Here is a 21,854-nt window from a genome sequence, read left to right on the forward strand (position 1 = left end):
CACTGCCAGGAGGCTTTTTCGCAATGTCGCTGCCGAATGCTCCCGCTGCCAATTCCGCTTCCAGTTCCGCTGCCCATTCCGCGCCCGCTTCCGATGCGGCGCGCACGACCGGCGCGCGCCTCGTCGTCGGCGCGTTGCTCACGCATGGCGTCGAGCGCGTGTTCTGCGTTCCCGGCGAAAGCTTTCTCGCCGTGCTCGATTCGCTGCATGACGAAACCGGGCGCATCCAGACGATCGTCTGCCGTCACGAAGCCGCGGCCGCGAACATGGCCGAAGCGGTCGGCAAACTGACCGGCCGGCCGGGTGTCGCGCTCGTCACCCGCGGGCCGGGCGCGACGCATGCGTCGATCGGCGTGCACACCGCGTTTCAGGATTCGACGCCGATGATCCTGCTGATCGGTCAGTGCGCGCGCGAGCATCTCGATCGCGAAGCGTTTCAGGAGATCGACTACCGGCGCATGTTCGGTCAGATGGCGAAGTGGGTCGCGCAGATCGACAACCCGAAGCGCATTCCCGAATACCTGAGCCATGCGTTTCATACGGCCACCTCGGGGCGGCCGGGGCCGGTCGTGCTGGCGCTGCCCGAAGACGTGCTGAGCGACGCCTGCGACGCGGTACCCGGCGCGCCCGCTTATCATCGCGTGGCGGCGTCGCCGTCGGCCGCGCAGATCGCGAAGCTGGGCGAGTTGCTCGAAGGCGCGCAACGTCCGATGGTGATCGCCGGCGGCAGCGGCTGGACGGCGGCCGCATGCGCGGACCTGCGGCGCTTCATCGAAAACTGGCAGTTACCGATCGGCCTCGCGTTCCGCTTCCAGGACACCTTCGACAACGAGCATCCGAACTACGCGGGCGACGTCGGTCTCGGCATCAATCCCGCGCTCGCGCAGCGCATTCGCGACGCGGACCTGCTGCTCACGCTCGGCCCGCGCCTCGGCGAAGCGACGACCAACGGCTACACGCTGTTCGACATCCCGAAGACGAAGCAGACGCTGGTGCACGTGCATCAGGGCGCGGAAGAACTCGGTCGCGTCTATGCGGCCGATCTGCCGATCGTCTCCGGCATGCCTGAGCTTGCGGCGATGCTAGCGGAGCTGAAGCCGTCGTCGTCCGGCAAGCTCGCCTGGGCGGGTGCCGCCGAAGAAGCGCATCGCGCATATCTGGAATGGCGCAAGCCGCGCCCGATTCCCGGCGACGTGCAGATGGGCGAAGTGATTCAGCAGTTGCGCGCGCACTTGCCCGACGACGCGATCCTCACGAACGGCGCGGGCAATTACGCGACGTGGCTGCATCGGCATTTCTCGTATCGACAGTTCCGTTCGCAACTCGCGCCGACCAGCGGCGCGATGGGCTACGGCGTGCCGGCGGCGCTCGCGGCGAAGTCGCTGTATCCGCAACGCGCGGTGGTCGCGCTCGCCGGCGACGGCTGCTTCATGATGGCCGCGCAGGAGCTCGCGACGGCGATGCAGTACGACCTGCGCGTGCTGTTCATCGTCGTCAACAACAGTCATTTCGGCACGATCCGCATGCATCAGGAGCGGCACTATCCGCATCGCGTGCATGGCACCGGTCTCACGAATCCGGACTTCGCGGCATTCGCGCGATCGTTCGGCGCGCATGGCGAAACCGTCGAACGTACCGGGGATTTTCTGCCGGCGTTGCAGCGCGCGATCGAATCGCAGTTGCCCGCCCTGATCGAGATTCGCATGCCGCAGGAAGCGAGCACGCCCGCGGCGACGCTCGAGATGATTCGCGAGCAGGGGAGAAAGATGCGCGGGGAGTGAAAATAACCGCGTGATCCGACTGCGCGGCAAATGCGCCGCCCATGAAAAAACCCCGCCGCAGCGGGGTTTTTTCATCACCAAACGTAGTCGGCAAAAACTTACTTGCCGCCCACGCTTTGCAGCGTCGTCCACTTGCCATCGACGACCTTGTACAGCGTGATACCGCCGTTCTTCAGATCGCCGCGCGTGTCGTACGCGAGATCGGCCGTCGTGACGGCCGGCTTCGACGTCTTCGCGAGCACCGGCAGGTACTTGGCCGGATCGGTCGAGTTCGCGGTCTTCATCGCGGTGAACATCGCCATCGCGCCGTCGAATGCGTACGGCGAGTACGTTTGCACGTCTTCGTTGAAGCGCGCCTTGTACTTCTCGACATACGCCTTGCCGCCCGGCATTTCTTCGAGCGGCAGACCGGCGAGCGAAGCCACCGTGCCGTTCGCCGCGTCGCCGGCGAGCTTGATGAAGGTCGGCGTGTGCACCATTTCGCCGCCCATCAGCGGCGCCTTCACGCCGAGTTGCTTCATCTGCTTGACCATCGGTGCCGCTTGCGAATCTGCGCCACCGTAATAGATCAGATCCGGGTTCGTCGACTTCAGCTTGGTCAGGATCGACTTGAAGTCGACTGCCTTGTCGTTCGTGTATTCACGATCGACGATCGTCGCGCCAGCCGCCTTCGCAGCCTTCTCGAACTGGTCCGCCAGACCCTGGCCGTAAGCGGTGCGATCGTCGACGATCGCGATCTTCTTCATGCCGAGGTTCTTCACCGCGAACGTGCCGGCGACCGAGCCTTGCTGCGTGTCGGACGTCATCATGCGGAACGTCGTCTTGAAGCCCTGCTGCGTGTATTCCGGTGCGGTCGCCATCGCGATCTGCGGGATACCCGCGTTCGCGTAGATGCGCGAGGCCGGAATCGTCGTGCCCGAGTTGAAGTGGCCGAGCATGCCCTTGATGCCGTCATCCACGAGCTTCTGCGCGACGGTCGTGCCGGTGCGCGGGTCGGCCTGGTCGTCGGCCGAATCGAGCACGATGTGAACCTGCTTGCCGCCGATCACCGGCTTCGTCGCGTTGAACTCTTCGACCGCGAGCACGATGCCGTTCTGGAAGTCCTTGCCGTAGTGCGCCTGTGCGCCCGTCATCGGACCGGCAAAACCGATCTTCACGTCTTCCGTCGATTGAGCGTTGGCCGTCCCCGCCAGCGACATTGCGGCAACCAGAGCTGCGCCTGCCAGCTGTTTCATTTTGTGTTGCATAGCTTCTCCTTGATACCAGGTGTGGATGAAGCGGTGTCGGGGTCGCCGTGCCGCTTCCTTTCTATTGAAGAAATCGTCGAGGTTCGCTCAACCGATCGTCATCAAATTCGCATTGCCGCCTGCCGCCGCGGTATTCACGCTGACCGAGCGCTCGGTGAGCAGACGCTCGAGCGCGTAGTCCTCGTCGCCGCTCGCGAGCGCACGGGCCGCGACGCCCTGCACCGACACGATCGGCCCCGCGCGCTTCGCGACCTCCTTCACGAGCGCGAGCAGCTCATCGCTGTCGCCTTCGAACAGCACGGCGTCGAACGGCGCGTCGGCGCTCTTCTTCACGCTCGCGTGCGCCTTCAGCGACGCGGGCAGCTGCGCGACCAATTGTTCACCGGCCGCGCCTTCGAACAGCGCACGATTTCCCGTAGCCAACGCCGCCGCGAACTGCACGCGCGCGCCGCTCGCCGTCGATGCGATACACAGCACCGTGCCACGCGGACCCAGCGTGTACGTATTGCGCTCGCCGGTCGGCCCCGACAGTACCGCGGTCGCGCCCGCCGGCACATGCGACAGATAGCCGTCGCAACGCGCGGCAAGCTGCGGCTCGCGCTCGGCGATCAGCCAGTCGCGCAATGCGGTCAGCGCGGCCGCCGGATTGTCGCCCTTTTCTGCAGCCTGCGGTACTTCGACCACCAGCGCTTGCGCTAGCGACTTCGGCAGACCAGCCGGACGCGTTGCGAGCAGACGCTGCAGATACAGCGCGCCGCCGGCCTTCGGCCCCGTGCCCGACAGTCCCTCGCCGCCGAACGGCTGCACCCCGACCACCGCGCCGATCACGTTGCGGTTCACGTAGATGTTGCCCACGTGTGCGCGGCTGATCACGTGCGCGATCGTTTCGTCGATGCGCGTGTGGATGCCGAGCGTCAAACCGTAACCCGTCGCGCGAATCTGTTCGAGCAGCTTGTCGAGCTGGCTGCGGCGATAGCGCACCACGTGCAGCACCGGACCGAACACTTCGCGCTTCAGTTCGTCGATGCTGTCGAGCTCGATCAGCGTCGGCGGCACGAACGTGCCTTGCGTCGCGCCTTCCGGCAGCGCCAGTTGCTCGACCTTGCGGCCCTTGTCGCGCATCGCCGCGATGTGCGCGTCGATGCCGCGCTTCGCGTCGAGGTCGATCACCGGGCCGACGTCGGTCGACAGCCGGTCTGGGTTGCCGAGCGCAAGCTCGCGCATTGCGCCCGTCAGCATTTCGAGCGTGCGGTCCGCGACATCGTCCTGCAAACAAAGAACGCGCAACGCGGAACACCGTTGACCGGCGGAGTCGAAAGACGATTGCAGCACGTCGGCGACGACCTGCTCGGCGAGCGCCGACGAGTCGACGATCATCGCGTTCTGGCCGCCGGTTTCGGCGATCAGCGGAATCGGCTTGCCCTCCGGATCGAGTCGGCCGGACAGCGTCTTGTTGATCAGACGCGCGACTTCGGTCGAGCCCGTGAACATCACCGCACGCGTGCGCGGATCGGCGACCAGCGCGGCGCCGACCGTCTCGCCATCGCCCGGCAGCAGTTGCACCGCGCCCGCGGGCACGCCCGCTTCGCGCAGAATCCGCACGGCCTGAGCGGCGATCAGCGGCGTCTGCTCGGCCGGCTTCGCGAGCACCGTGTTGCCGGCCGCGAGCGCGGCGGCCACCTGGCCCATGAAAATCGCCAGCGGGAAATTCCACGGGCTGATACAGACCACCGGACCGAGCGGCCGATGCGTGTCGTTCGAAAACTCGTCGCGGATCTGGGTCGAGTAGTAGCGCAGAAAGTCGATCGCCTCGCGGATTTCCGCGACCGCGTTGGCGAGCGATTTGCCCGCTTCGCGCACCACGAGGCCCATCAGCGTGTGCATCTGCGCTTCGAGCAGATCGGCGGCACGCGCGAGGCAATCGGCGCGCGCCTCGACCGGCGTCGCCTGCCAGATCGGCGCGGCGGCCACCGCATGACCGAGCGCGGCGCTCACGTGCTCCGCCGTCGCTTCGACTACCGTGCCGACGAGATCACGCTGATCGGCCGGGTTGCGCACATCGCGCCCAGCGCCGACGGCGATCTCGTTGTCTTCGAGCATCGGCGCGGCGCGCCACGGATGATGCGCGCTCGCGAGCAGCGCCGACGACAGCGACGCGAGCCGATGTTCGTTCGACAGATCGAGGCCCATCGAATTGAGCCGCTCCGCGCCGTACAGATTGCGCGGCAGCGGAATGCGCGCGTGCGGCGCGCCGAGCGGCACGATCCGCGACGCTTCCTCGACCGGATCGGCGACCAGATCCTTGATCGCGACGGATTCGTCGGCGATGCGATTCACGAACGACGTGTTCGCGCCGTTCTCGAGCAGCCGGCGCACGAGGTACGCGAGCAGCGTCTCATGCGTGCCGACCGGCGCGTACACGCGGCACGGGCGGTTCAGCTTGTCGCGTCCGGTGACTTCTTCATACAGCGGCTCGCCCATGCCGTGCAGGCACTGGAACTCGTATTGGCCGGGGTAGTAGTTGTTGCCCGCGAGGTGATAGATCGCCGCCAGCGTATGCGCGTTGTGCGTCGCGAACTGCGGATAGACGGCATCGGGCGCGCCGAGCAGCTTTTTCGCGCAGGCGAGGTACGACACGTCGGTGTAGACCTTGCGCGTATAGACCGGATAGCCTTCGAGGCCGTCGACCTGCGCGCGCTTGATTTCCGTGTCCCAGTACGCGCCCTTCACGAGGCGCACCATGATGCGGTGACGGCTGCGGCGCGCGAGATCGACGATGTAGTCGATCACGAACGGGCAGCGCTTCTGATACCCCTGCACGACGAAGCCGATACCGTTCCAGCCTTGCAGCTCCGGATCGAAGCACAGCGCTTCCAGCAGATCGAGCGACAGCTCGAGGCGGTCGGCTTCTTCGGCGTCGATATTGAGGCCGATGTCGTAGCGGCGCGCGAGGATCGCGAGCGAACGCACACGCGGCAGCAACTCGCTCATCGTGCGTTCCTGCTGCGCGCGTGAATAGCGCGGATGCAGCGCCGACAGCTTGATCGAGATGCCGGGGCCTTCATAGATGCCGCGGCCGCCAGCGGCCTTGCCGATCGCGTGAATCGCCTGCTCGTACGAGGCGTAGTAACGCTGCGCGTCGGCCTCGGTGGTGGCTGCTTCGCCGAGCATGTCGTACGAATAGCGGAAACCGCGCGCCTCGTACTTGCGGCTGTTCGCGAGCGCTTCGGAAATGTTCTCGCCGGTGACGAACTGCTCGCCCATCAGGCGCATCGCCATGTCGACGCCCTTGCGGATCAGCGGCTCGCCGCCCTTGCCGATCAGGCGCGTGAGCGCCGACGACAGGTTCGTCTCGCTATTGGTCGTCACCAGCTTGCCGGTGATCATCAGCCCCCAGGTCGCCGCGTTGACGAACAGCGAAGGCGCCTGGCCGACATGCGATTTCCAGTCGCCCTTGCTGATCTTGTCGCGGATCAGCGCGTCGCGCGTCGCGCGGTCGGGAATGCGCAGCAGCGCCTCGGCGAGGCACATCAGCGCGACGCCTTCCTGGCTCGACAGCGAAAATTCGTGAATCAGCCCTTCGACGCCGCCGCCCTTGCTCTTCGAGCGCAGCGTTTCGACGAGCTTGGCGGCCATCGCCTGCACGTCGCCGGCGAGGTTGGCCGGCAGACGTGCCTGGCCGAGCAGGAACGGCACGCACTCGGGTTCGGGGCGGCGATATGCGGCAGTGATCGCCGCGCGCAGCACTGACTGCGGTTGCACGTTTTGCGCGAAATCGAGAAACGGATGGGACGCGCCGTCTTCCTCGTTGTCGACCGCCGCGCCGTCCGCGAGATCGGCCGTGCCGGTTGCGCCCGACAGTTCGGCCGGCAACTGGCCGTGCTCGATCTTTTCGAGGTAGGCGAAAATCGCCTGCTTGATCAACCAGTGCGGGGTGCGCTCGAGGCGAGTGGCGGCATCTTTGAGCCGGGAACGCAGGAGGTCGTCGACCTTGACGCCAAGAGTGGTGCTAGCCATGTTTCCTTCTTTGATACCGGGCGCGAGCCTGGCGAAAGACTAAAAGTTGGGCGAATCGTACGCCTCCAAATAAAAAGGTGCAACCAAACCGACGGAATGGTTGCACCCCGTCAGGAGCCTTAGCGGGCGCGGTTTTCCGGGCGGCGGGCGGCGGCCGCGCCGGTGCATTTGCGATCGGTACTTTCCCTGGCGTGATTCTTTTTGAAATAAGCCTTATCAAACGACTTCGCGCGCCGATATACAGAAGCACGGCGACGGGCGGCCCGAAACATCGATTTTCGGGGCACGCATAAAAGATAAACGGGGTTTCCGAGGGTTGGTGTGATGGAAAAGTGGCTGGTAATACTGGGCATCTGGGCGATGTGCGCGGCCTGTGCCGTGTTTTTCATTCGAGGTGCGACCGGCGGCTCGAACCGGCGCGAAGAGGAGCGCAAGCGTGCGAGCGCGGCCTCGCGTGAATCGGCGGGCAATACGCGAAACGCGCTGAACGACTGAGGTCAGGGAAGCGCGCGCGGCGGCTCGTGATGCCAAATGCGCAGAGAGATCTGCGCAAGTGCGACCGGATTTGACGGGCGGGCTGGCGCGCGAGGATTGCGCTTGAGAATCGCTTCTTTGGGGTCAGCGTGAACCGAGCGGCGGCGCAACCGGCTCGAACCTCGCACAGACGTCGCCTGGCGATACCAACTGGTCGTGCAGACGACACAGCCGGCTATCAGCGACGCTCGCGCCAAACCCCGAACTAAACGTGACGAGCCCCGGGATGCGCTGCTCGAGCACCTCCCGATCGCTCACGCGATGTCGGCATTCCGCGCAGCACGGCGCGCCTGCCGCGCTGCTGCGCTCTACGGCGCCTAAGTACGGGGCGGCGCCTGCGCCACGATCCATCGAGATCTTCATGGGTGTTATCCGAGGCTGTTCCAGTACGACGCGAACAGGTGCGCGGACAACGCATAGCCGATCGCGATATTGACCACGACACCCGCCGTGAACGCGAGGAACGGCTTCAGACCGGTCGCGGCCAGCGAGCGGAAGCGTGTCGTCAAACCGATGCTCAGGAAGCAGAAGGTGAACGCCCACGTGCGCAGCACCGTGATCGGCGCGACGAACTCCGGCGTGACGACCTTGCGGTAATCGGCGAGCGAATAATGGCTTGCGATCCACGTGACCAACGCGGAAGCAATTACGAAACCGATCACGAACTTCGGGAAACGCGCCCAGATCTCGCCGGCATTCGCGCGCGCGGCGACGCCGCTGTCCTGCGCTTCCCAGCGCGTCGTCGCGACGATCGCGAGCACGAACGCCCAGATGCCGATCCAGATGTCGCGGCCGACCACCTTCATCAGCGTGAACGCCTGCAACGACGCTTCCGGCGCGCCGGCGATCGTGCCGCCCGCGTGCCGCGCGAAATCGCCGTAAGCCTGGGCGGCGGCGATGCCGGCGGCGTCGGCGAATTCGGAGGTGCCGATCCATGCGCCGGCGACCGCCGTCGACAGTCCGAGCGAGCGCGACACGAACGGCAGCACGAAGATCATCACGATCGCCCACAGCACGACCAGCGTGATCGCGACCGACGCCTGTTCGCGCTTCGCCCGTACCGCGCCGGCGATCGCGATCGCCGCCGACACGCCGCACACCGCGCCACCGACACCGAGCACGGCGGCGAAACGTCGATCGAGTCCGAACGCGCGCGCCGCGAGGAAAATCACGAAGAACGTCACCAACGACACGATGCTCGCCTGTACGACCGCGACCGGGCCGGCCCACACGAGCAGCGTGAACGGCAGCGTAGCGCCGAGCAGCACGATGCCGACCTTGATGTAAAACTCGACCCGCAGCCCCGCCGCGAGCCATTCCGGCAGCGTGAACAGGTTCGACACGACCAGCCCGAGCGCGAGCGCGACGAGCGGCGGCTCGAGGTTGTACCTCGACGCGTCGACCCACGCGCCGAGCGTCAGGATCAGCGCGGAGGCGATGAACACGACGACGAACGCGGCGAGAAACGTGCCGACGCGCTGCCTGAGCAGCGCGACGCTGGCGCCGAACAGCACCGCGAATGTCGCGAATAGCGCGACGTAGTTGGGCAGATGCCTGCCGATGTCCTGCGCGGCCTGCGCGACGCTCGTCCATTTGGCCGGCGCGACCGCGAGCCACTTGATGCTGCTGCCCGACGCGAACAGCGCCCACGCAATCACGATCACGAGCAGGCCGACGCCTGCGGCGAGCCAATCTTCGGTCAGCGAAAAGCCACTGCCTCGTACGGTTTGCACGTCTTGTGTACCTTGCCGTTGACCCGGCGCGGCGCCGGTCGGTGCGGTGTGATGGGTGTCGCTCATTGCGGATGCCCCGAGAAAGTTGAGTGGCATCGGCGCGAAATTATTGTCGTTTAGCCGCAAAATGCGCCGATTTGGCGACTATAGGCGCGGGAGATCGCAAAGCGAAACGATCATTCGCTCTATGGATATGACTGAAAGAAGTATGGCGGGCGTAATCTCGCCCGTGGCGTCAGATGTCGAGCGGATCGACTTCGAGATTCCAGCGCAATACGCCCTTGAGCGCGCGCAACAGCGGCTGCCACGCGCGCAGCGTCGCCTGCAGCGCCGCGCGCGACGCGCTTTCGATCAGCAACTGCGCGCGATGCACGTGCATTACCTTGACGATCGTCAGCGGCACCGCGTCGTAGACCGTGACGCGCTCGGCGGCTGGAATCTGCGCAAGCTCGGCGGCGGCCTGCTGCAGAAACGCGAGCGCCGCGTCGAGCGTGCGGCCTTCGGCGCGCAGCAACGCCTGGTAGACGAACGGCGGCAGGTGCGCGTCGCGTCGCTCGGCGAGCGTCGCGTTGGCGAAGCCGACATAGTCGTGGCGGCCCAGCGCGTGATAAAGCGCGTGACTCGGATAGCGCGTCTGCACCAGCACTTCCCCCGGCAGACCGGCGCGGCCTGCGCGGCCGCTGACCTGCATCAGCTGCGCGAACAGGCGCTCGCTCGCGCGGAAATCGTGCGAAAACAGCGCGGTATCGGCGTTCAACACGCCAACCAGCGACACGCGCTGGAAATCGTGCCCCTTCGCGATCATCTGCGTGCCGACCAGAACATCGACCTCGCCCGCGTGCACGTCCGAGAACAGGGCCTGCGCGCTACCCTTGCGGCGCGTGCTGTCGGCATCGATACGCAGCACGCGGGCGCCCGGCACCGCGCTCGCAAGCGTTTCCTCGACGCGCTGCGTGCCGCGCCCGAGCGGTGCGATATCGACGTTGCCGCACTCCGGGCACGACCGCGGGATCCGGGACTCCCAGCCGCAGTGATGGCAGCGCAGCGCGCGCTCGGGCTTGTGCAGCACGACGTAGGCGCTGCAGCGCGGACAACCGGCCACCCAGCCGCACGCGTCGCACGCGAGTTGCGGCGCGTAGCCACGACGGTTCAGGAACACGAGGCTCTGCTCGCCGCGTTCGAGCCGCGCCTTCATTGCGGCGATCAACGGCCCCGACAAGCCTTCGAGCGACGCCCGCCCGCGCCGGCGTTCGTCTTCGAGATCGATGAGGCGCACGGTCGGCAATACAGCATCGGCGACGGCCCGGCGCGACAGCGTGAGCCGCTTGTAGCGCCCCTGGTCGGCCTGCCACCAGCTTTCGAGCGACGGCGTCGCCGAGCCGAGCACGACCGGCACGCCAAGCTGCTTCGCCCGATAGATCGCGAGATCGCGCGCCGAATAGCGCAAGCCTTCCTGTTGCTTGTAGGCCGGATCGTGCTCCTCGTCGACGACGATGATCGCCAGCTGCGGCAGCGACGCGAGCACCGCGAGCCGCGTGCCGAGCACGATCCGCGCGCGGCCGGTGTGCGCGGCAAACCAGTTGCGGGCGCGCTCGCCTTCGGCGAGGCCGCTATGCAGCGTGACGATCGCGCTGGCGTCGAGCGCGGCGAAGCGGGCGCGGAACGCCGCCTCGAACTGCGGCGTCAGGTTGATTTCGGGCACCAGCACGAGCGCTTGCGCGTCCGGCTTCGCGGCAAGAATCCCTGCGAGCGCACGCAAATACACCTCGGTCTTGCCGCTGCCCGTTACGCCGTGCAGCAGGAACGGGGCGAAGCCGTCGGCATCGCGGATCGCTTCGACGGCGCCGGCCTGTTCGTCGGTGAGGGTCGGCAGGGCCGGCGCGGGAGCGTCCGGCAGCGACGCGGCGGCCGGCAGCGCAGCGGCGTCGATCACGTCGAGCGTCACCCAGCTTGCGCTCTGCCAGGTGTCGAGTGTCGAGAGCGCCTTCGGATGCAGCGCGCGGGCGTCGGCGGCGAGCAGGAAGTCGGTTTGCGCGAGTGCTTGCGCGAGCGCTCTGAGCGCCGTCGCGCGGGCCGGCAACGCGTCCGGCAATGCCGCGCGACCCTCTGCCGTCAGCCGATAGCGCTCTTCCGGCGCGAACAGCCGCGACCAGCGCGACGCGTCGCGTAGCGCCTGCGGCAACGCGGGCAGCGCCACTTCGCCTAGGCCGCGTTGATAGTAGTCCGCGGCGAAAGCGGCTAGCGCGAGCCAATGCGCCGACACCGGCGGACACGCGCCGCACACTTTATCCACATCACGCAGGCGCTCGGGCGGCACGTCGCTGTGAGCGGCCACTTCGCAGACGAGCCCCACCACGTGCCGCTTGCCGAACGGAACGCTCACGAGCGTGCCCACGACAGCCGCCTCGGATGAGTCGCAGCGGTAGTCGAACAGGGTCGGCAGCGGGTGGTCGAGCGCGACGCGGACGAAGATTTCGCTCACGCGGCGGGGTGCAGAGATGGAGCCAGCATGAGGCGAAGCCGCGGCGCGGGGTGGGTCGCGGAGGACGCTGAGCCGTCGAAGTTAAAGTAAAACCTTAATTTCACCGCTAAGTTTTGGATTCGACTGAACAATTGCGCTCGGCTCGCAGCCCTGTGGATAACTTTGTTGAGAACTTGGCTCCGACGGGCCGCAAACGGCGTCGCGACGGCCTTGTGTGGGCTTCCGCACATTTCGTCGCGCTCCCCGCAAACCCTTGCCCGACAAGGCTTAGATCAAATGCGCCGAGTATGTGCAAGGGTCGGGGCACGATTAAACCCTCTACCGCGCCGCAGCGTGCGAAGTGTGCATAAGTCGACTCTTGACTTTCGTAAGACCACCATCTGACGGCCTCTTCGAGGAACTACGGTCCTTAGGCCGAGAGCCCAATTCGCTGCGACGCAACAAGAAACGGTAACGATTACAGTCTCAAACGGGCGTATGCGCACCGCTACGAATAGCGCGGCTGTGACGATGCACTTCGTCGACCAGTTCGGCAACATGCTCCGGCGGCGTGAACTGCGAAATGCCGTGACCGAGGTTGAAAACGTGGCCGGGGTGATTGCCGAAGCTGTCGAGCACCGCACGCGCTTCCATGCGGATCGCGGCCGGCGGCGCGAACAGCACCGACGGATCGATGTTGCCCTGAAGCGCCACCTTGTCGCCGACGCGCTCGCGCGCGCGGCCGAGGTTCACGGTCCAGTCGAGACCCACCGCGTCGACGCCGCTCGCGGCGATGTCGTCGAGCCACAGCCCGCCGCCCTTCGTGAAGGCGATCACGGGCACTTTTTCGCCGTCGTGCTCGCGCTTCAGCTGACTGACCACCTGCTCGATGTAGCGCAGCGAAAAGCGCTGATAGATGCCGTCGGCGAGCGCTCCGCCCCATGTGTCGAAAATCATCACCGCTTGCGCGCCGGCTTCGATCTGCGCGTTCAGGTATGCCGCGACCGAGCGCGCGTTGACCTCGAGAATCCGCTGTAGCAGATCGGGACGCGCGTAGAGCATCGATTTGACCGTGCGAAAGTCTGCCGAGCCGCCGCCTTCGACCATGTAGCACGCGAGCGTCCATGGACTGCCTGAGAAGCCGATCAGAGGCACACGCTGGCGTCCTTGCGCGTCTTTCAACGCCGAGCGGATTTCACGCACGGCGTCGGTCACGTAGCGCAGGGTCGCGTCGATGTCGGGCACCGCGAGGCGCGCGACGTCGTCTTCGGTGCGCACCGGGCGGGCGAATTTCGGCCCCTCGCCGTTGACGAACTCGAGGCCGAGGCCCATCGCGTCGGGCACGGTCAGGATGTCGGAGAACAGGATCGCGGCGTCGAGCGGATAGCGATCGAGCGGCTGCAACGTGACTTCCGTCGCGAACGCCGGGTTCTTCGCGAGACCGAGGAAACTGCCCGCGCGGCCGCGCGTGGCGTTGTATTCCGGCAGATAGCGGCCCGCCTGCCGCATCAGCCAGATCGGCGTGTAGTCGGTGGGCTGGCGCAGCAGCGCGCGCAGGAAAGTGTCGTTCAGGAGTTGATGGGCCACGTTGCGTGCGACTGAAGAGCTGAGGGCAAAAGAGCATTTTACCGGAGGCGGCTCCGGACATCGCGGGTGGTTGGGTAATCACTGTGGCTTCAGCGCGTCTCGGGAGGTGGGCGGGACGCGGCTCGAGCGCCGCCCGATCAGCTACCGGCCGCCGCTGCGCGCACCGTTCGGGGCTCGCTGTCTCCCGTTGCCCGATTCGCCCTGGCTGAACGGCCGATGTTCAAGCCCGCGCTGCCAAGCTACTATCCGACAGCCTTACCGACGAATTACACACTACATACCACCAGGAGACTCGATGAAGAAGGCAGCACTCGCAATGCTCGGCGCGCTCGCCGGCATCCTCATGCATGTCGGCGTGGCCAGCGCGCAAAACGCCGCGGCGGCGCCATCCAGACTCGACGACATCATCAGCCGCGGCACACTGCGCGCCTGCACGACCGGCGACTACAAGCCGTACTCGTTCTACAAAGGCGATGGCCAGTTCGAGGGTATCGATATCGACATGGCGGAGTCGCTCGCGAAGTCGCTCGGGGTGAAGGTCGAGTTCGTCAAGACGTCATGGTCGAATCTGATGAGCGACTTCGTCGCGAAGTGCGACATCGGCATCGGCGGTGTGTCGCCGACGCTCGAGCGCCAGAAGCGTGCGTTCTTCACGCAGGCTTACATGATCGACGGCAAAACGCCGATCGCCCGTTGCGACGACGTCAACAAATATCAGACGGTCGCGCAGATCGATCAACCGTCCACGCGCGTGATCGTCAATCCGGGTGGCACTAACGAGAAGTTCGCGAAGCAGTACTTCCCGCACGCGAACGTGACCGTTTATCCGGACAACGTGACGATCTTCAAGCAGATCCTCGCGGGCAAGGCAGACGTGATGGTGACGGATGCGTCCGAAACGCTGCTGCAGCAGAAACTCAATCCCGGCCTATGCTCGGTGCATCCGGACAAGCCGTTCCAGTACGGCGAGAAGGCATGGCTGTTGCCGCGCGGCGACGTCGCGTTCCAGCAATACGTCGATCAGTGGCTGCATCTCGCCCGGGCGACCGGCGAGTATCAAGCTATTTCGGATAAGTGGTTGAAGTAAACCGGCCGGATCCGTTGCAGGTCGTCAGCCGTTGACTGGTTGCGGCAAGGGGACGGCCTGCGCAGGCCTGACGATTTCGTGTCGGGATCGCAGGATGATGTAACTAAGGGCCACATCGTCAGTTCGTCATAACCATCCGGATCTGATGAGTGGCGCTGCGATGCACCCGTTTTCGTATGTAGCACGAGGGGATTTGCTTTGCTGCACTGCCGCGCAGGTTTTCGCACGATGGAGACGTATTTAGGGGCAGGGTCACCGCGCCTGTTACAAAGGGAATTCGATGCACAAATGATGCAGATGCAACGATTTCATGCAGAAAGGGAAATCAATTTATAACGCAATATGCGTCAGGAATAGCATTAATCATGCAGATTAAAATGCGCGGGATTCGTCGGTAATTACTACATTTCAGACTTTTTATTTTTGGCAATAAATCCCGCAGCGCCTTATCTGGCGGGCGTTACAACCTGAAACACTTTGTTACGGCGTTCATAAGGTAATTCGCCCACAATGCCCTCAACGGTTTCAACACGGATGTGGCTGTGTGCGTGGTGTGAGCGGATACGATGCACTTGCCGGTCGGCGCTTGCCGAAGCCCTGTGAAGGGGGCATCCCTGCTGGGGCCGTAATCGACGCAGGGTCGTCTTGATAACCGTCCCATCATTGGTCTCCTCGCGCTAACCCCGTAGCGTGTGGTTTTTAGCGGGCTCCAGGCCCGCTTTTTTTTCGCCTGCTCAAACGTTTGCGCGCGACGAACGATCGCCGCGCAGCTCCGATTCCTACCCCTCGCTTTCGCTCATATTTGCGGCTCAGCGTGCCGTGGCGCTGTCATGCCGTCTTGTCCCGCGTGAGCTTCAATTCGCCGATCATCTGTTCGCGCATCACGAATTTTTGCACCTTGCCGGTCACGGTCATCGGCAGTTCGTCGACAAAGCGGATATATCGCGGCACCTTGTAGTGCGCAATCTGTCCCTGGCAGAACTGCTGGATTTCTTCTGCCGTGGCCTGTTCGCCCGTCCGCAACACGATCCACGCGCATACTTCTTCCCCGTACCTGGTATCGGGCACGCCGAACACCTGCACGCTCTGGATCTTCGGGTGGCGAAACAGAAACTCCTCGATCTCGCGAGGATAGATGTTTTCGCCGCCGCGAATCAGCATGTCCTTCAGCCGGCCGACAATGTTGCAGTAGCCTTGCGCGTCGAGCGTCGCCAGGTCGCCTGTGTGCATCCAGCCGTCCACGATGCTCTCGTGCGTTTTCGCGTCGTCCCCCCAGTAACCGAGCATCACCGAGTAGCCGCGCGTGCATAGCTCCCCGGTTTCGCCGACCGGCACGATATTGCCGAGCGGATCGACGATTTTCACTTCGAGATGCGGCTGGATGCGCCCGACGGTCGTCGTACGCTTGTCGAGCGGATCCATCGTCGAACTCTGGAACGATACCGGGCTGGTTTCCGTCATGCCGTAGGCGATCGTGACCTCGCTCAGGTGCATCTTCGAGACGACCTTCTTCATCGTCTCGATCGGGCACGGCGAGCCCGCCATGATGCCGGTGCGCAGCCGCGAGAAGTCATACGAAGCGAAGCTCGGGTGGTCGAGCTCCGCGATGAACATCGTCGGGACGCCGTGCAGCGCGGTGCATTTTTCCTCCGCGGTCGCGGCGAGCGTCGCGGCCGGATCGAAGCCTTCGCCGGGGAACACCATGTTCGCCCCGACCGACACGCACGCGAGCACCGACAGCACCATCCCGAAGCAGTGGTAAAGCGGCACCGGAATACACAGGCCGTCCTGCTCGCTGAGCCGCATCGCCATCGCGATATAGCGAGCGTTGTTCACGACGTTGCGATGCGTCAGCGTCGCGCCCTTCGGACTGCCCGTCGTGCCGCTCGTGAACTGGATGTTGATCGGCTCCCGGCACGACAGCGTCGCGCCAATCTCATCGAGCCGGCTGGCATCGAGCGACACACGACCGCGTTCGATCACGTCGGAAAAGCTCAGCATGCCGGGCGTCTCGGTGTCGCACATCCGGATCACGTAGCGCAGCTCCGGCAGCCGCGCCGCATGCAGTTCGCCCGGCGGCTGCGTCGCCAATTCGGGCGCGAGTTCCTGCAGCATCTCGATGTACATCGACGTCTTGAAGCGCTCGGCACTGATGATCGCCTTGCAGCCGACCTTGTTCAGTGCGTATTCGAGCTCCGCTAGCCGATAGGCCGGATTGATGTTGACGAGGATCGCGCCGATACGCGCGGTCGCGAACTGTGTCAGCAGCCACTCGACTCGGTTCGGCGACCAGATGCCCACACGGTCGCCCTTCGCGATGCCGAGCGAAAGCAGCCCGGACGCGAGCACATCCACTTCCTGCGCGAATTCGCTCCACGTCCAGCGGATTCGCTGCTCGCGAAACACCACGGCCGGCCGGTCGGGAAAGCGTGCGGCGGTGTCGCGCAGAAACTCGCCGGCGGTCGCTTCGCTCAACGGATTTTCAGTCGATCCGCGCACGTACGAGAGTCCATCCGCGGGTTCGATGAGCGCACCTTCGCCCGAGCTATGCGTTGCCATGGTGTTGTCTCCGTGAGCGCGAGCGCGCCCAATTGAAATGAATTTGAAATCGATTGTGCACTGACGCGTATTCGGCCGGCATCAAGTGTTACCCGCACCGCACCGCATTGCGCCTACCGCCGCGCGCGACCGTCTGTGTCTCCAACCTCGTGGATTTTGCCGACCTTTACGTAAACGTCAACTAGATATCAAAAAAAAGCAGCCGTGCAGGCTGCTTTCTTCTCCTACATGCTGCTTAGTGCTGGCCGCGCAGCTTGCGCAGACGCTGGATTGCCGCGAGCTGTGCCGTCGCGTACGCGAGTTCCGCCTGTGCGGTCGCGTACTCGAGGTTCGAGCCCGTGTTCTGCAGCGCCTCTTCCGCACGCTTGCGTGCATCTTCGGCCTTGGCTTCGTCGAGATCCTTGCCGCGGATCGCCGTGTCGGCGAGAACCGTCACTGCGCCCGGCTGGACTTCGAGGATGCCGCCGGCGACGAACACAAATTCTTCTTCGCCGTTTTCAACTTCGATGCGCACCGCACCCGGACGAATCCGCGTGATCAGCGGCGTGTGGCCCGGCAGAATGCCGAGTTCACCCGCTTCGCCTGGCAGCGCGACGAACTTCGCCTGGCCCGAGAAGATTTCCTCTTCCGCGCTGACGACGTCTACTTTAATGGTTGCCATATGTGTCGACTCCTGTCGACGAGAGTTAGCGCTTGGTGCTGACTCCCGTCCCATGCAAGGCGGGTTGAGCGTAATAAGAGACGCCGGCTTTGCGCAACGCTACCGTTTTGGCAGTGATGATGCGCGAGGCCCGCGCCCGCTTCGTTACACCCGACCTTTACTGGATCTTCTTGGCCTTCTCGAAGGCTTCGTCGATCGTGCCGACCATGTAGAACGCTTGCTCCGGCAGGTGATCGCACTCGCCTTCGACGATCATCTTGAAGCCACGGATCGTTTCCTTCAGCGGCACGTACTTGCCCGGCGAACCCGTGAACACTTCAGCGACGTGGAACGGCTGCGACAGGAAACGCTGGATCTTACGAGCGCGCGCGACGGCGAGCTTGTCTTCCGGCGCGAGTTCGTCCATGCCCAGAATCGCGATGATGTCGCGCAGTTCCTTGTAGCGCTGCAGCGTTTGCTGCACGCCGCGCGTGATCGAGTAGTGCTCCTCGCCGATCACGTGCGGGTCGATCTGACGCGAGGTCGAATCGAGCGGATCGACCGCGGGGTAGATACCGAGCGAAGCGATGTCACGCGACAGCACGACGGTTGCGTCCAGGTGGCCGAAGGTCGTAGCCGGCGACGGGTCGGTCAAGTCGTCCGCAGGGACGTAGACGGCCTGCACCGACGTGATCGAGCCGGTCTTGGTCGACGTAATACGCTCTTGCAGCTTACCCATTTCTTCAGCCAGCGTCGGCTGATAGCCCACTGCCGACGGCATACGGCCGAGCAGTGCCGACACTTCGGTACCGGCCAGCGTGAAACGGTAGATGTTGTCGACGAAGAACAGCACGTCGAGGCCTTCGTCACGGAAGTGCTCGGCCATCGTCAGGCCGGTCAGCGCGACGCGCAGACGGTTGCCCGGCGGCTCGTTCATCTGGCCGTACACCAGCGCGACCTTGTCGAGAACGTTCGAGTCCTTCATTTCATGATAGAAGTCGTTCCCTTCGCGGGTACGCTCGCCCACACCGGCGAACACGGAGTAACCGCCGTGTTCCTTCGCGATGTTGTTGATCAGTTCCATCATGTTCACGGTCTTGCCCACACCGGCGCCACCGAACAGACCCACCTTACCGCCCTTCGCGAACGGGCAGATCAGATCGATAACCTTGATGCCGGTTTCGAGCAGCTCGGTCGACGGCGACAGTTGGTCGAACGCCGGAGCCTTCTGGTGGATCGCGCGCGTGGTTTCGCTCGAGATCGGGCCAGCTTCGTCGATCGGACGGCCCAGCACGTCCATGATACGGCCGAGGGTCGGCTTGCCGACCGGCACGCTGATCGGGTTGCCCGTGTTCTTCACGATCGTGCCGCGGCGCAGACCATCCGAAGCACCCAGACAGATGGTACGGACCACGCCGTCGCCCAGTTGCTGCTGGACTTCGAGCGTCAGCTCCGAACCTTCGAGAATGAGCGCGTCGTAAATCTTCGGCATGGTTTCACGCGGAAATTCCACGTCGATCACCGCGCCGATGCACTGTACGATCTTGCCTTCTACCAAAGCAGTAGTACTCATCGCTTTTCCTTTAGATACTCAATTCTTCACTCGCGCAAAGGCGCAGTTTCTCCGATGGGTGCGCCGCTCGGGCGCACACGCAGCGACCTGCCTGACCGAGGTCAGACGGCCGCCGCTCCACCGACGATTTCCGACAGTTCTTTCGTGATCGCGGCCTGACGGCTCTTGTTGTAGACGAGCTGCAGATCGCTGATGACCGTCTTCGCATTGTCGGAAGCGGCCTTCATTGCGACCATGCGGGCCGATTGCTCCGATGCCATGTTTTCCGCGACGGCCTGATAGACCAGCGCTTCGACATAACGCACCAGCAGTTCGTCCACCACTGCCTGCGCATCCGGCTCGTAGATGTAGTCCCACTGCGTGCTCGGCGTCGTGCCGTCTTCTTCCTTGCGCTCGAACTGGTCCGCCGACAACGGCAGCAGCTGCTCGATCACCGGCTCCTGCTTCATCGTGTTGACGAAGCGCGTGTACGCGAGGTACACCGCCGAGATCTTGCCTTCCGAGAACAGGTCGAGCTGCACCTTCACGGCGCCGATCAGTTTTTCCAGATGCGGCGTATCGCCCAGCTGCACGACGTTCGATACGACCTTCGCCTGCAGACGGTTCAGGAAGCCGTAACCCTTGCTGCCGATCGCGGTTGCCTCGATCGTCTTGCCCTGGCCTTCCAGTTCCTTGAACTTCTGCAGCGACGCGCGCAGCACGTTGGTGTTCATCCCGCCGCACAGACCTTTATCGGTCGTGACGAGGATGATGCCGGCCGCTTTCGCGCCTTCGTTCGACACCATGAACGGGTGACGATACTCCGGGTTCGCACGGCTCATGTGCGCAGCGATGTCGCGGACCTTGTCGGCATACGGGCGAGCAGCGCGCATGCGCTCCTGAGCGCGGCGCATCTTCGATGCGGCCACCATCTCCATCGCTTTCGTGATCTTGCGCGTGTTTTGCACGCTCTTGATCTTGCCGCGAATTTCCTTCATTCCAGCCATTGCTTGCTCCTTGATCGAAGCGGCGCGGGGCACTCACGTGCGCTCCGTACCGCTTCAAGGTCCGTTTATGCCTTGCGGATCACTCGCGGATCAATAAGCGCCGGACTTCTTGAAGTCTTTGACGGCCGTGTGCAACAGGCCTTCGTCGTCCTTCGAGAGTTCCTTGGTATCTTCGATACGCTTGACCAGGTCAGCATGGCTCGACTTCAGGTGGTCGCGCAGGCCCTTCTCGAACGGCAGGACTTGAGCAACTTCGAGGTCGTCGAGATAGCCGTTGTTCGCCGCGAACAGCGACACAGCCAGTTCCCACACTTGCAGCGGCTGATATTGCGGCTGCTTCAGCAGTTCCGTCACGCGGCGGCCGCGCTCGAGCTGCTTGCGGGTCGCTTCGTCGAGGTCCGACGCGAACTGCGCGAACGCTGCGAGCTCACGGTACTGCGCGAGGTCGGTACGGATACCGCCCGACAGCTTCTTCACGACCTTGGTCTGAGCCGCGCCACCCACACGCGACACCGACACGCCAGCGTTAATTGCCGGGCGGATACCTGCGTTGAAGAGGTCGGTTTCAAGGAAGATCTGGCCGTCGGTAATCGAGATCACGTTCGTCGGAACGAATGCGGTCACGTCGCCAGCCTGCGTTTCGATGACCGGCAGTGCCGTCAGCGAACCGCTCTTGCCCTTCACTTCACCGTTGGTGAACTTCTCGACGTACTCTTCCGACACGCGAGCCGCACGCTCGAGCAGACGCGAGTGCAGATAGAACACGTCACCCGGGTAAGCTTCACGGCCCGGCGGGCGGCGCAGCAGCAGCGAGATCTGACGGTATGCCCAAGCCTGCTTGGTCAAGTCGTCATAAACGATCAGCGCGTCCTGGCCGCGATCGCGGAAGTATTCGCCCATCGTGCAGCCGGCGTACGGTGCGAGGTATTGCATCGCGGCCGAATCCGAAGCCGAAGCGGCCACGACGATCGTGTATTCGAGCGCGCCCGATTCTTCGAGCTTGCGCACCACGTTCATGATCGACGAAGCCTTCTGGCCGATCGCGACGTAGATACAGACGAGGTTCTTGCCCTTCTGGTTGATGATCGCGTCGACTGCGACTGCGGTCTTGCCGCACTGGCGGTCGCCGATGATCAGCTCACGCTGGCCACGGCCGATCGGCACCATCGAGTCGATCGACTTCAGACCGGTTTGGACCGGTTCCGAAACCGACTTACGCCAGATCACGCCCGGTGCAATCTTTTCGATTGCGTCGGTCATCTTCGCGTTGAGCGGGCCCTTGCCGTCGATCGGGTTGCCGAGCGCGTCGACCACACGGCCGAGCAGTTCCGGACCCACCGGCACTTCGAGAATGCGGCCCGTCGTCTTGACGATGTCGCCTTCCGAAATGTGTTCGTATTCACCCAGAATCACGGCGCCGACCGAGTCGCGCTCGAGGTTCAGTGCGAGACCGAAGGTGTTGCCCGGGAATTCGAGCATTTCGCCCTGCATCACTTCCGACAGGCCGTGGATACGCACGATACCGTCGGTCACGGAGATCACGGTGCCCTGGTTGCGAACGTCTGCGCTCGCGTCAAGGCCCTGGATCCGGCTCTTGATCAGCTCGCTGATCTCAGAGGGATTGAGTTGCATTATTCGCTCCTGATAGT

At 64.2% G+C, this 21,854-nt stretch carries 14 protein-coding genes; 2 read left to right on the forward strand and 12 right to left on the reverse strand.

The annotated features are described in order from the left end of the window. The first annotated feature begins 23 nt into the window (after positions 1-23). On the forward strand, positions 24-1,781 hold the full coding sequence (locus EVC45_RS03275; protein WP_129956612.1) for a thiamine pyrophosphate-binding protein: 1,758 nt from the start codon (positions 24-26) through the stop codon (positions 1,779-1,781). Between the two features lie 98 nt (positions 1,782-1,879). Here EVC45_RS03275 and EVC45_RS03280 read toward each other — a convergent pair whose 3' ends face one another. The 7 genes from EVC45_RS03280 to hemE form a co-directional block, all read right to left on the reverse strand. Next, the gene (locus tag EVC45_RS03280; RefSeq protein WP_129956613.1) at positions 1,880-3,028 is read right to left on the reverse strand and encodes a branched-chain amino acid ABC transporter substrate-binding protein; all 1,149 of its coding nucleotides are present in this window, start codon (positions 3,026-3,028) and stop codon (positions 1,880-1,882) included. A gap of 87 nt (positions 3,029-3,115) precedes the next feature. After that, entirely contained in the window at positions 3,116-7,045 is a 3,930-nt protein-coding gene (gene putA / locus EVC45_RS03285; protein ID WP_129956614.1) for a trifunctional transcriptional regulator/proline dehydrogenase/L-glutamate gamma-semialdehyde dehydrogenase, read from the reverse strand. A gap of 119 nt (positions 7,046-7,164) precedes the next feature. After that, positions 7,165-7,434: a hypothetical protein gene (locus EVC45_RS45470; RefSeq protein WP_168991390.1), complete on the reverse strand. Its 270-nt coding sequence runs from the start codon at positions 7,432-7,434 to the stop codon at positions 7,165-7,167. A 229-nt stretch (positions 7,435-7,663) separates the two neighbouring features. Then, positions 7,664-7,942 carry a hypothetical protein gene (locus tag EVC45_RS03290; protein ID WP_129956615.1) on the reverse strand — a complete coding sequence of 93 codons (279 nt, stop codon included), beginning with the start codon at positions 7,940-7,942 and terminating at the stop codon, positions 7,664-7,666. Between the two features lie 5 nt (positions 7,943-7,947). Continuing rightward, on the reverse strand, positions 7,948-9,378 hold the full coding sequence (locus tag EVC45_RS03295; protein WP_129956616.1) for a YeiH family protein: 1,431 nt from the start codon (positions 9,376-9,378) through the stop codon (positions 7,948-7,950). A 169-nt stretch (positions 9,379-9,547) separates the two neighbouring features. Continuing rightward, positions 9,548-11,794 carry a primosomal protein N' gene (locus tag EVC45_RS03300; RefSeq protein ID WP_211193361.1) on the reverse strand — a complete coding sequence of 749 codons (2,247 nt, stop codon included), beginning with the start codon at positions 11,792-11,794 and terminating at the stop codon, positions 9,548-9,550. 465 nt (positions 11,795-12,259) lie between these two features. Further along, positions 12,260-13,360 carry a uroporphyrinogen decarboxylase gene (gene hemE, locus EVC45_RS03305; RefSeq protein ID WP_129956617.1) on the reverse strand — a complete coding sequence of 367 codons (1,101 nt, stop codon included), beginning with the start codon at positions 13,358-13,360 and terminating at the stop codon, positions 12,260-12,262. Between the two features lie 295 nt (positions 13,361-13,655). On the opposite strand from hemE, the gene EVC45_RS03310 reads away from it, so the two are divergent. Next, positions 13,656-14,447 (forward strand): transporter substrate-binding domain-containing protein, encoded by a 792-nt coding sequence (locus EVC45_RS03310; protein ID WP_129956618.1) that lies wholly within the window; start codon positions 13,656-13,658, stop codon positions 14,445-14,447. Positions 14,448-15,275: 828 nt separating this feature from the next. Here EVC45_RS03310 and EVC45_RS03315 read toward each other — a convergent pair. From EVC45_RS03315 to atpA, 5 genes are all read right to left on the reverse strand, one after another. Then, on the reverse strand, positions 15,276-17,006 hold the full coding sequence (locus EVC45_RS03315) for an AMP-binding protein (RefSeq protein WP_129956619.1): 1,731 nt from the start codon (positions 17,004-17,006) through the stop codon (positions 15,276-15,278). A 235-nt stretch (positions 17,007-17,241) separates the two neighbouring features. After that, positions 17,242-17,667, reverse strand: a complete 426-nt coding sequence (locus EVC45_RS03320) for a F0F1 ATP synthase subunit epsilon (RefSeq protein WP_008917918.1) — start codon at positions 17,665-17,667, stop codon at positions 17,242-17,244. A 157-nt stretch (positions 17,668-17,824) separates the two neighbouring features. Then, positions 17,825-19,219, reverse strand: a complete 1,395-nt coding sequence (gene atpD / locus EVC45_RS03325; protein WP_090802401.1) for a F0F1 ATP synthase subunit beta — start codon at positions 19,217-19,219, stop codon at positions 17,825-17,827. Between the two features lie 101 nt (positions 19,220-19,320). After that, the gene (atpG, locus tag EVC45_RS03330; protein ID WP_129956620.1) at positions 19,321-20,205 is read right to left on the reverse strand and encodes a F0F1 ATP synthase subunit gamma; all 885 of its coding nucleotides are present in this window, start codon (positions 20,203-20,205) and stop codon (positions 19,321-19,323) included. A 90-nt stretch (positions 20,206-20,295) separates the two neighbouring features. Continuing rightward, on the reverse strand, positions 20,296-21,837 hold the full coding sequence (atpA, locus tag EVC45_RS03335) for a F0F1 ATP synthase subunit alpha (protein WP_129956621.1): 1,542 nt from the start codon (positions 21,835-21,837) through the stop codon (positions 20,296-20,298). Between the last annotated feature and the right edge of the window lie 17 nt (positions 21,838-21,854).

This window comes from Paraburkholderia sp. UYCP14C, assembly GCF_004197395.1.
Classification (GTDB): Bacteria; Pseudomonadota; Gammaproteobacteria; order Burkholderiales; family Burkholderiaceae; genus Paraburkholderia.

What these genes read in the sequence shown, in the direction of transcription:
- EVC45_RS03280 (WP_129956613.1), bottom strand. Translation starts at nt 3,028, where the DNA reads ATGCAACACAAAATGAAACAGCTGGCAGGCGCAGCTCTGGTTGCCGCA.
- EVC45_RS03295 (WP_129956616.1), bottom strand. Translation starts at nt 9,378, where the DNA reads ATGAGCGACACCCATCACACCGCACCGACCGGCGCCGCGCCGGGTCAA.
- atpD (WP_090802401.1), bottom strand. Translation starts at nt 19,219, where the DNA reads ATGAGTACTACTGCTTTGGTAGAAGGCAAGATCGTACAGTGCATCGGC.
- putA (WP_129956614.1), bottom strand. Translation starts at nt 7,045, where the DNA reads ATGGCTAGCACCACTCTTGGCGTCAAGGTCGACGACCTCCTGCGTTCC.
- EVC45_RS03290 (WP_129956615.1), bottom strand. Translation starts at nt 7,942, where the DNA reads ATGAAGATCTCGATGGATCGTGGCGCAGGCGCCGCCCCGTACTTAGGC.
- EVC45_RS03320 (WP_008917918.1), bottom strand. Translation starts at nt 17,667, where the DNA reads ATGGCAACCATTAAAGTAGACGTCGTCAGCGCGGAAGAGGAAATCTTC.
- atpA (WP_129956621.1), bottom strand. Translation starts at nt 21,837, where the DNA reads ATGCAACTCAATCCCTCTGAGATCAGCGAGCTGATCAAGAGCCGGATC.
- EVC45_RS03310 (WP_129956618.1), top strand. Translation starts at nt 13,656, where the DNA reads ATGAAGAAGGCAGCACTCGCAATGCTCGGCGCGCTCGCCGGCATCCTC.
- EVC45_RS03315 (WP_129956619.1), bottom strand. Translation starts at nt 17,006, where the DNA reads ATGGCAACGCATAGCTCGGGCGAAGGTGCGCTCATCGAACCCGCGGAT.
- atpG (WP_129956620.1), bottom strand. Translation starts at nt 20,205, where the DNA reads ATGGCTGGAATGAAGGAAATTCGCGGCAAGATCAAGAGCGTGCAAAAC.
- EVC45_RS03275 (WP_129956612.1), top strand. Translation starts at nt 24, where the DNA reads ATGTCGCTGCCGAATGCTCCCGCTGCCAATTCCGCTTCCAGTTCCGCT.
- EVC45_RS45470 (WP_168991390.1), bottom strand. Translation starts at nt 7,434, where the DNA reads ATGAAAAACACGGCACAGGCCGCGCACATCGCCCAGATGCCCAGTATT.